The sequence below is a fragment of the Saccharomonospora halophila 8 genome, from assembly GCF_000383775.1.
Taxonomy (GTDB): domain Bacteria; phylum Actinomycetota; class Actinomycetes; order Mycobacteriales; family Pseudonocardiaceae; genus Saccharomonospora; species Saccharomonospora halophila.
On sequence record NZ_KB912483.1, the window covers coordinates 10706 to 18737 of the forward strand.

The 8032-nt window shown below is 70.8% G+C and carries 6 protein-coding genes; 4 read left to right on the plus strand and 2 right to left on the minus strand.

The window, feature by feature from the left end:
* Positions 1-701: DnaJ C-terminal domain-containing protein (locus tag SACHA_RS19745; protein WP_039737584.1), on the plus strand; the 701-nt coding region annotated here is incomplete at its 5' end.
* 7 nt (positions 702-708) lie between these two features.
* Positions 709-1152 (plus strand): heat shock protein transcriptional repressor HspR, encoded by a 444-nt coding sequence (locus tag SACHA_RS0101415; RefSeq protein WP_019806599.1) that lies wholly within the window; start codon positions 709-711, stop codon positions 1150-1152.
* A 74-nt stretch (positions 1153-1226) separates the two neighbouring features.
* Here the strand turns inward: SACHA_RS0101415 and SACHA_RS0101420 are convergent, their stop codons facing one another.
* Entirely contained in the window at positions 1227-2405 is a 1179-nt protein-coding gene (locus tag SACHA_RS0101420) for an FAD-binding oxidoreductase (RefSeq protein ID WP_019806601.1), read from the minus strand.
* A gap of 313 nt (positions 2406-2718) precedes the next feature.
* Positions 2719-4323, minus strand: coding sequence for an alanine/glycine:cation symporter family protein (locus SACHA_RS0101425; protein ID WP_028662780.1), 1605 nt, complete (start codon positions 4321-4323; stop codon positions 2719-2721).
* Positions 4324-4588: 265 nt separating this feature from the next.
* Between SACHA_RS0101425 and clpB the strand changes: the two genes are divergently transcribed.
* Together clpB and SACHA_RS19750 are read left to right on the plus strand one after the other, a co-directional pair.
* Positions 4589-7204 (plus strand): ATP-dependent chaperone ClpB, encoded by a 2616-nt coding sequence (clpB, locus tag SACHA_RS0101430; protein ID WP_019806605.1) that lies wholly within the window; start codon positions 4589-4591, stop codon positions 7202-7204.
* Between the two features lie 93 nt (positions 7205-7297).
* Positions 7298-8032: type III secretion system chaperone family protein (locus SACHA_RS19750; protein ID WP_019806606.1), on the plus strand; the 735-nt coding region annotated here is incomplete at its 3' end.

Here is an 8032-nt window from a genome sequence, read left to right on the forward strand (position 1 = left end):
CGACCCTGCCACTGCGCCTGTCCAGCCCGGCGACCTGCGGGACCTGCCACGGCAACGGCGCCCGCCCGGGCACCGGCCCCCGCACCTGCCCGACCTGTTCGGGCGTGGGTCTGGTCAACCGCAGCCAGGGTGCGTTCGCCTTCTCCGAGCCGTGCCGGGACTGCCGCGGCCGCGGCACGATCATCGATCAACCCTGCCAGGAGTGCGGCGGCGAAGGGGTCAGCGACCGCACCCGGACGCTGACCGTGCGGATCCCGCCCGGGGTGGACGACAACCAGCGCATCCGGTTGGCGGGCCAGGGCGAGCCCGGCCGGGGCGGCGCTCCCGCTGGGGATCTCTACGTGCGCGTACACGTCCGGCCGCACGAGGTGTTCGCCCGGTCCGGCAACGACCTGACGATCACCGTGCCGGTGGACTTCAGTGAGGTCGCGCTCGGCACGACCGTGACCGTCCCGACCCTGGACTCCCGGGTCTCGCTGAAGGTTCCCGCGGGGACGTCGAGCGGACGGGTCCTGCGGGTGCGCGGCAAGGGCATCACCCGCCGGGACGGCACCCGGGGCGATCTTCTGGTCACGGTGCAGGTTGTGGTGCCCGGTAAGCTGGACGCGAAGGCCAGGAAGGCGCTGGAGCGCTACGCCGAGACGGTCGCGGACACGGATCCGCGGCCCGAGATCACCGCGCTGTTGCGAGACAGGGAGTGAGGCGTGCATGTTCGGTGGTTCCGGTCCGGTGGGAGGGTTACCGCACGGTGCGGACGAGGACACGCCGGTCTTCGTGATCTCGGTGGCGGCGCAGCTGTCCGGACTGCACGCGCAGACCCTGCGCTCCTATGACCGGCTGGGACTGGTGTGCCCCGGCCGCACCCCGGGAGGGGGCAGGCGTTACTCGCTGCGGGACATCGCGCAGCTGCGGGAGGTCCAGCGCCTGTCCCAGGAGGAGGGGGTCAACCTCGCCGGGATCAAACGGATCATCGAACTGGAGAATCAGGTCGAGGCCCTGCAACAGCGGGTGGCCGAGCTGAACGAGGAGCTCGCCGCGGCGTACGCGGCAGCCGAGCAGGCCGCGGCGGCCGTCCACGCCTCCTACCGCAGGGATCTCGTGCCCGCCCGCCGGAACGCCCTGGTCGTCTGGCGCCCGCAACGCCGCCGCTGACCGGCCGGGCCCACCGGTCCGGCGCGGTCGACCCGGAAGCGGTTTCCGGCCGGGGCGGTTCAGGCCAGGTCGGTTCAGTCCAGAGCGAAGGGGTCATAGCGGATCTGGTGCAGGGCCGTTCCCGCCACCAGCATCCGGGACACCGTGCCCTTGATCATCCCCGGGGAACCGGAGACCAGGATGTCGTGGTCGGCCCAGGGGCCGCGGCGCGTGACGGCCTCGGCGAGCGTGCCGTGCTCGAAACCGGGCATCCCGTCCGGGTGCTCCACCACCGGGCGTACCGTCAGCCACGGGTTCGTGGCGGCGAGCCCCCGCAACTGGTCGAGCGCGTAGAGGTCGGCCCGCGTCCGGCCGCCGTAGAAGAACGTCACGGGCGGGTTCGTGACGAACCGGCCCAACTCGTCCACGAGGGCCTGCAACGGGGCGACCCCCGTGCCGCCCGCGATCATCAGGACCGGATGCCCGGCCTCCCGGTCGACGTGCAGACCGCCGAGTGGCGGCCCGATCCGCCACTCGTCCCCCTGCCGGGTGTGGCCGACGATCGCCCGCGACACCCAGCCGCCGTCGACGGCACGCACGTGGAACTCCAGCGAGCCGTCCGGCCTCGGCGCGTTCGCCGGGGAGAGGTGCCGCCACAGCCGGGGACGCTGGGGCACCTCCACGCTGAAGTACTGACCCGCGCGGTAGGGGATCGCCTCCTCCGGTTCGAGGCGGAGGAGCGCCAGGTCCCTGTTGAGCCGGTAGTGCTCGGCGACGGTGGCCCGCCAGTACGGCGGCTGGTGACGGTATTCCTCCGCGGCGTCCTGCATGGACCGGGCGACGAGGGTGTAGGCCTCCGCCCACGCGCGCTCGACCTCGGGGGTCCAGGCGTCGTCCAGCCAGCGCTTCAGGGCGGCGAGCAGCGCGGTGCCCACCGCCTCGTAGTGGTCGGGTCGCGCGTCGAACTTGCGGTAGTCCCTGCCGAGTTCGTGCAGGAACGGGGCGAGGTCGTCCGGCCGGTCGACGATGTGCAGCACGTGCACCAGTGCCCGGAAGGTGCGGCCCTGTTCGGCCTGCAGGCTGGCGGGGAAGAAGTCGCGCGTGGTGGGCGCGAGGGTGAACAGCAGGTTGTAGAAGTCCTCGGTGATCTCCGGCAGGTACGGCCGTGCCAGCTGCCAGGTCCGGCGGATGTGGCCCACCATCTCGACGACGGCGGGCGGCGCCTGTCGGGGTGGTGCCAGCTCCGGGATCGGGCTGATCGGTTCGTTCGTCATCGCGCGCACCCCGGCGGGGTCCGGAGCGTCCGCGCGGGTGACACCCGCACCGACGGCAACAGCGAGCGCGGCAACAGCGAGCGTGGCCACGGCGAGCGCGGCCGCGGCGAGCGCACTGTCACGGGCAACAACGGGGTTCACCTTCCAGGCCGAGCGGTCCGGCGACCAACATTAGGTCCCGTGCGCCGGTCGCGGTAGGCGGCCTCCCGGAAGCCGGTCGGACAGGCGCCGCTCCCCTCCCCTCCCCCCATACGAGAACCGCCCGTCCCCGGCGGGGGACGGGCGGTTCGCTGTCCGGACGGGTCGGTGATGGTCAGCTGTGGACCGTGTCGTCGACCTTGCTCACCTCACCGGAGCGGAGCTTGTCCCGGAAGGCGCGGACCTCGCGCTTGACCACCGGCATCAGCAGGTAGAGACCGATGATGTTGAACAGCGCGAGCATGAACAGCACGGCGTCGGCGAAGGACAGCACGCTGCCGAGGGTGAGCACCGAGCCGATCACGACGAACAGGCAGTACAGCAGCTGGTACACCCGCTCGGTCACCCGGGACTTGCCGAACAGGAAGATCCACGCCTTCTGTCCGTAGTAGCCCCAGGTGATCAGCGTCGAGAGCGCGAACAGTGCCACGGCGACGGTCAGCACGTACGGGAACCACGGCAGCACGGTGCCGAACGCCTCCGAGGTGATGGTGACACCCTGCTCGTTGCTCGGCGGCTCGCCGCCCGCGAACAGGGTGGCCTTGCTGTCCAGCCACATCTGCGGCGCGGCGATGACGATGGTCAGTGCCGTCATCGTGCAGACCACGACGGTGTCGATGAACGGCTCCAGCAGCGCCACGTAGCCCTCGGTGGCCGGGTTCCTGGTCTTGACCGCCGAGTGGGCGATCGGGGCCGAACCGAGGCCCGCCTCGTTGGAGAAGGCCGAACGCTGGAAACCGACGATCAGGGCGCCGATCGCACCACCGACGACGCCCTCCGGTGCGAACGCGCCACCGACGATCTGACCGACCGCGTCCGGCACGCTGGTGATGTTGACGAGGATGACGGTCAGGCAGGCGGCGATGTAGACCACGGCCATGGCGGGCACCAGCCTGCTGGTCACGGCGCCGACGGACTTGATCCCACCGATGATCACGAAGCCGACGACGACCGCGAGCACGATGCCGAAGATCAGCGAGGCACCGGCGCCGCCGAGCAGGCCGTCCTCACCGCCGGTGACGTTCTTGAGCTGGGAGAAGGTCTGGTTCGCCTGGAACATGTTGCCGCCGGAGAAGGCGAAGAACAGCAGCATGACCGCGGTGAGGACCGCGAGCACCTTCCCCAGGCCCCGGCCGAACGCGTTGCCGAACCGCTCGGCGAGCCCCTTGCGCAGGTAGTGCATCGGGCCACCGGAGACGGTGCCGTCGGCGTGCGTCTCGCGGTACTTCACACCCAGGGTGCACTCGACGAACTTGGTGCACATCCCGAGCAGGCCCGCCAGGATCATCCAGAATGTCGCACCGGCGCCGCCGATGGTCACCGCGACGCCGACACCGGCGATGTTGCCGAGTCCCACGGTGCCGGACACGGCCGAGGAGAGCGCCGCGAAGTGCGAGATCTCGCCGGGCTCCTTCTGGTCGGTGTACTTGCCCCGGACGATCTCGGTGGCCAGCTTGAAGCCGCGGAACTGGATGAACCCGAAGTAGATCGTGAAGACGGTCGCCGCGAGGATCAGCCAGGCCACGATCCACGGGAACGAGATACTGCCGATGCTGACCTCGGCGAACACGAACGCGGAGAGGCCCTCCGTCAACGGTTCGAAGACACTGTTGATCGCTTCCTCGATCGAGGCGAGGGTCCCTCCCTCGGCAGCGAGGACGTGTGTGGTCGGGTCGGCCGGTGGGCTCGACGCGACCTCCGTGGTGCGGTTCACAGACATGGTCCGGTATCTGACCCTAAAGGGGCACGGCTGACAAGACCCTGCGGCCATCTGTTACGCAACGTTACCTACCTCTCACCGGGAGATCGCCCGGATTGAGCGGAACACACTCAAGTTTCCTTACGTTCTTCTTGTTGAAGGCGGGCAACACGGGTCCGGCCGGGCATCTCGGTCGGTCGGGCGGTGACCCGTCCTCCTGTGGCCGGTAGCCGCGAACCGGGCCGGACACGCCGACAACACGAAGTAGCACCACAAGAGGTGAGGGATGGACGCGTTCAACCCGACAACGAAGACGCAGCAGGCGATCTCGTCGGCGGCACAGGCCGCCACGATGGCGGGCAATCCGGAGATCTCACCCGCGCATCTGCTCGGTGCGCTCCTGGCGCAGGGCGACGGGCTCACCGTGCCGCTGTTGGAGGCGGTCGGGGCCGATGTCGCGGTCGTCCGCAAGGATCTCGAACCGGTCACCGCGGGACTGCCCTCGGCGACCGGGGCGACCGTGTCCACCCCGCAGTTCGACACCCACGCCGTCACGTCGCTCACCCGTGCGCAGAAGCTGGCCACCGAACTGGGTGACGAGTACGTCTCCACCGAACACGTGCTGGTGGGGTTGGCCGCGGAGGGCGGCCCGGTCGCGGATCTGCTGCAGCGGCACGGAGCCACCCCGGACGCCCTCCGGGAGGCGTTCACCCGGGTGCGCGGCTCCGCCCGCGTCACCACCCCGGACCCCGAGGGCACCTACCAGGCGCTGGAGAAGTACGGACTCGACCTCACCGAGCGGGCGAAGGCCGGTGATCTCGACCCGGTGATCGGGCGGGACACCGAGATCCGCCGGGTGGTGCAGGTGCTGTCCCGGCGGACCAAGAACAACCCGGTGCTCATCGGCGAACCCGGGGTGGGCAAAACCGCGATCGTGGAGGGCCTGGCCCAGCGTATCGTCGCCGGGGACGTGCCGGAATCGCTGCGCGGCAAACGGGTCGTGGCGCTCGACCTCGGGTCGATGGTCGCGGGCGCGAAGTACCGGGGCGAGTTCGAGGAACGGCTCAAGGCCGTGCTCAAGGAGATCAAGGAGTCCGACGGACAGGTCGTCACCTTCATCGACGAGCTGCACACCATCGTCGGTGCGGGCGGCGGCGGAGGTGGTGACTCCTCGCTGGACGCGGGCAACATGATCAAGCCGATGCTCGCCCGGGGGGAGCTGCGCATGGTCGGTGCCACCACGCTCGACGAGTACCGCGAGCACATCGAGACCGACGCCGCCCTGGAGCGTCGGTTCCAGCAGATCATCGTGGGTGAACCCTCCGTGGAGGACGCCGTGGGCATCCTGCGGGGGCTGAAGGAACGCTACGAGGTCCACCACGGCGTGCGGATCACCGACGCGGCCTTGGTGGCCGCCGCGACCCTGTCCGACCGCTACATCACCGCGCGGTTCCTGCCGGACAAGGCGATCGACCTGGTGGACGAGGCCGCGTCCCGGCTCCGCATGGAGATCGACTCGCGGCCGGTGGAGATCGACGAGGTCGAGCGCACCGTGCGGCGTCTGGAGATCGAGGAGATGGCGCTGTCGGCCGAGGACGACGCCGCCTCCCGCGAGCGGCTGGAGACCCTGCGCGGGGAGCTGGCCGAGAAGCGCGAGCAGCTGACCGCACTGACCGCGCGCTGGCAGAACGAGAAGGGCTCGATCGAGCGGGTCCGGGAGCTCAAGGAGCAGCTGGAACAGCTGCGGGGTGCGGCGGATCGCGCCGAGCGGGACTCCGACCTCGGCCGCGCCGCCGAGCTGCGGTACGGCCGGATCCCCGCACTGGAGAAGGAGCTGGACGAGGCCACCCGCGCCTCGGAACGCGTGGAGGACACGGGCGAGGTGATGCTCAAGGAGGAGGTCGGTCCGGACGACGTGGCCGATGTCGTCAGCGCGTGGACCGGCATCCCCGCGGGCAGGCTCCTGGAGGGCGAGACCGGCAAACTGCTGCGCATGGAGGAGGAGCTCGCCGAGCGGGTGGTCGGGCAGGCCGACGCCGTGCGGGTGGTCTCCGACGCGGTGCGCCGGGCACGTGCCGGGGTCGCCGACCCGGACCGGCCCACCGGTTCGTTCCTGTTCCTCGGCCCCACCGGCGTCGGCAAGACCGAGCTGGCCAAGGCGCTGGCCGAGTTCCTGTTCGACGACGAGCGCGCGATGCTGCGCGTCGACATGAGCGAGTACAGCGAGAAGCACTCGGTCGCGCGGCTGGTCGGTGCCCCGCCCGGCTACGTCGGGTACGACCGGGGCGGTCAGCTCACCGAGACGGTCCGCAGGCGGCCGTACTCGGTGGTGCTGCTCGACGAGGTGGAGAAGGCCCACCCGGACGTGTTCGACGTGCTGTTGCAGGTGCTCGACGACGGGCGCCTCACCGACGGGCAGGGCCGGACGGTGGACTTCCGCAACACGATTCTCGTGCTCACGTCGAACCTGGGCTCGCAGGCCATCGCCGACCCGGCGCTCACCGAACAGCAGCGCACGGACTCGGTGATGACGGTGGTGCGGCAGCACTTCAAGCCGGAGTTCCTCAACCGGCTCGACGACGTGGTCGTGTTCCACGCGCTGGACCCCGAGCAGCTCGCCGAGATCGTCGACATCCAGGTGCGCCGGCTGGCGCGGCGGCTCGCCCAGCGCAGGCTCACCCTGGAGGTCACCCCCGCCGCACGGGAGTGGCTGGCGCTGAACGGTTTCGACCCCGTCTACGGGGCGCGGCCGTTGCGCAGGCTGATCCAGTCCGCGATCGGCGACGAACTGGCCCGCAAGCTGCTCGCGGGCGAGGTCCGGGACGGCGACACGGTGCACGTCGACGTCCCGGAGTCCCCGGCCGACACCGGGAAACCCCTCGTCGTCACCCGGACGGAGTAACACCCCGCGGTCCACGGGGACTCCGCCGAACGAGTCGGCGCGACACGGCCCGCTGATCTTGGTCGGCGGGCCGTGCGGGCTACCCTGTGCGCCGTGGGTATTCCAGCGTGGATCTGGTTCGTCATCGCCGCCGTCGCCGCGGTCGCCGGGCTCGCCCTGCTCACCGCCGACCGCGCCAGGGAGAGTTCGCGCAACCGCGAGCGCGCACGCTGGGCCGAGTTGCGCGGATGGCAGTACGTCGAGGAGGACGCGGGGCTGCCCCGGCAGTGGTCCGGCGGCGCGATCGGCTACTTCGCGGCGCAGGGGGCGGTCAACGTCGTGGCGGGCTCGACGTTCACCGCCGACGGTCGCCGTCCCGTGTTCGTCTTCGACATCGAGTCGGACGGCGTCATCCCCGCGGTGATCGTGGCCGTGCGGTGCAACCGGGTGCATCCCGTGTTGCTCGAACTGTGGTTGGCGAGCGTGCCGTTCCAGCGTGCCGAGATGCCCGAACTGCTCGGCCCGGTCGGCCAGCGTTACGCCTTCGCCGACGACCTCGGCCGGGCACGCACGATGATCGGCCAGGACCTCGTGGACGCCGCCGACGGGCTCGGCGGTGACGTGGGGGTCGCCTGGCTGGAGAACGAGTGGGTGCTGGCCAGCGTCGCGCCGAACGTGGGGCCGTCGCGCCTGGAGCGGCTGCTGCGGGACCTGGGCGAGATCGCCGACATCGTCGACCCTTTCGAGGAGGACGGGGCGCCCGCGCGTCCGCCGCTCGCCGACGCCGAATCGGATCGTGCCGCGCTGGAGGACGCCGAGCTCGACCCGGTCGGCGCGGACGCGGGTGCG

Excerpts from the sequence above, each read along its gene's own strand:
- SACHA_RS0101415 (WP_019806599.1), top strand. The coding sequence starts at position 709 with ATGTTCGGTGGTTCCGGTCCGGTGGGAGGGTTACCGCACGGTGCGGAC.
- SACHA_RS0101420 (WP_019806601.1), bottom strand. The coding sequence starts at position 2,405 with ATGACGAACGAACCGATCAGCCCGATCCCGGAGCTGGCACCACCCCGA.
- SACHA_RS0101425 (WP_028662780.1), bottom strand. The coding sequence starts at position 4,323 with ATGTCTGTGAACCGCACCACGGAGGTCGCGTCGAGCCCACCGGCCGAC.
- clpB (WP_019806605.1), top strand. The coding sequence starts at position 4,589 with ATGGACGCGTTCAACCCGACAACGAAGACGCAGCAGGCGATCTCGTCG.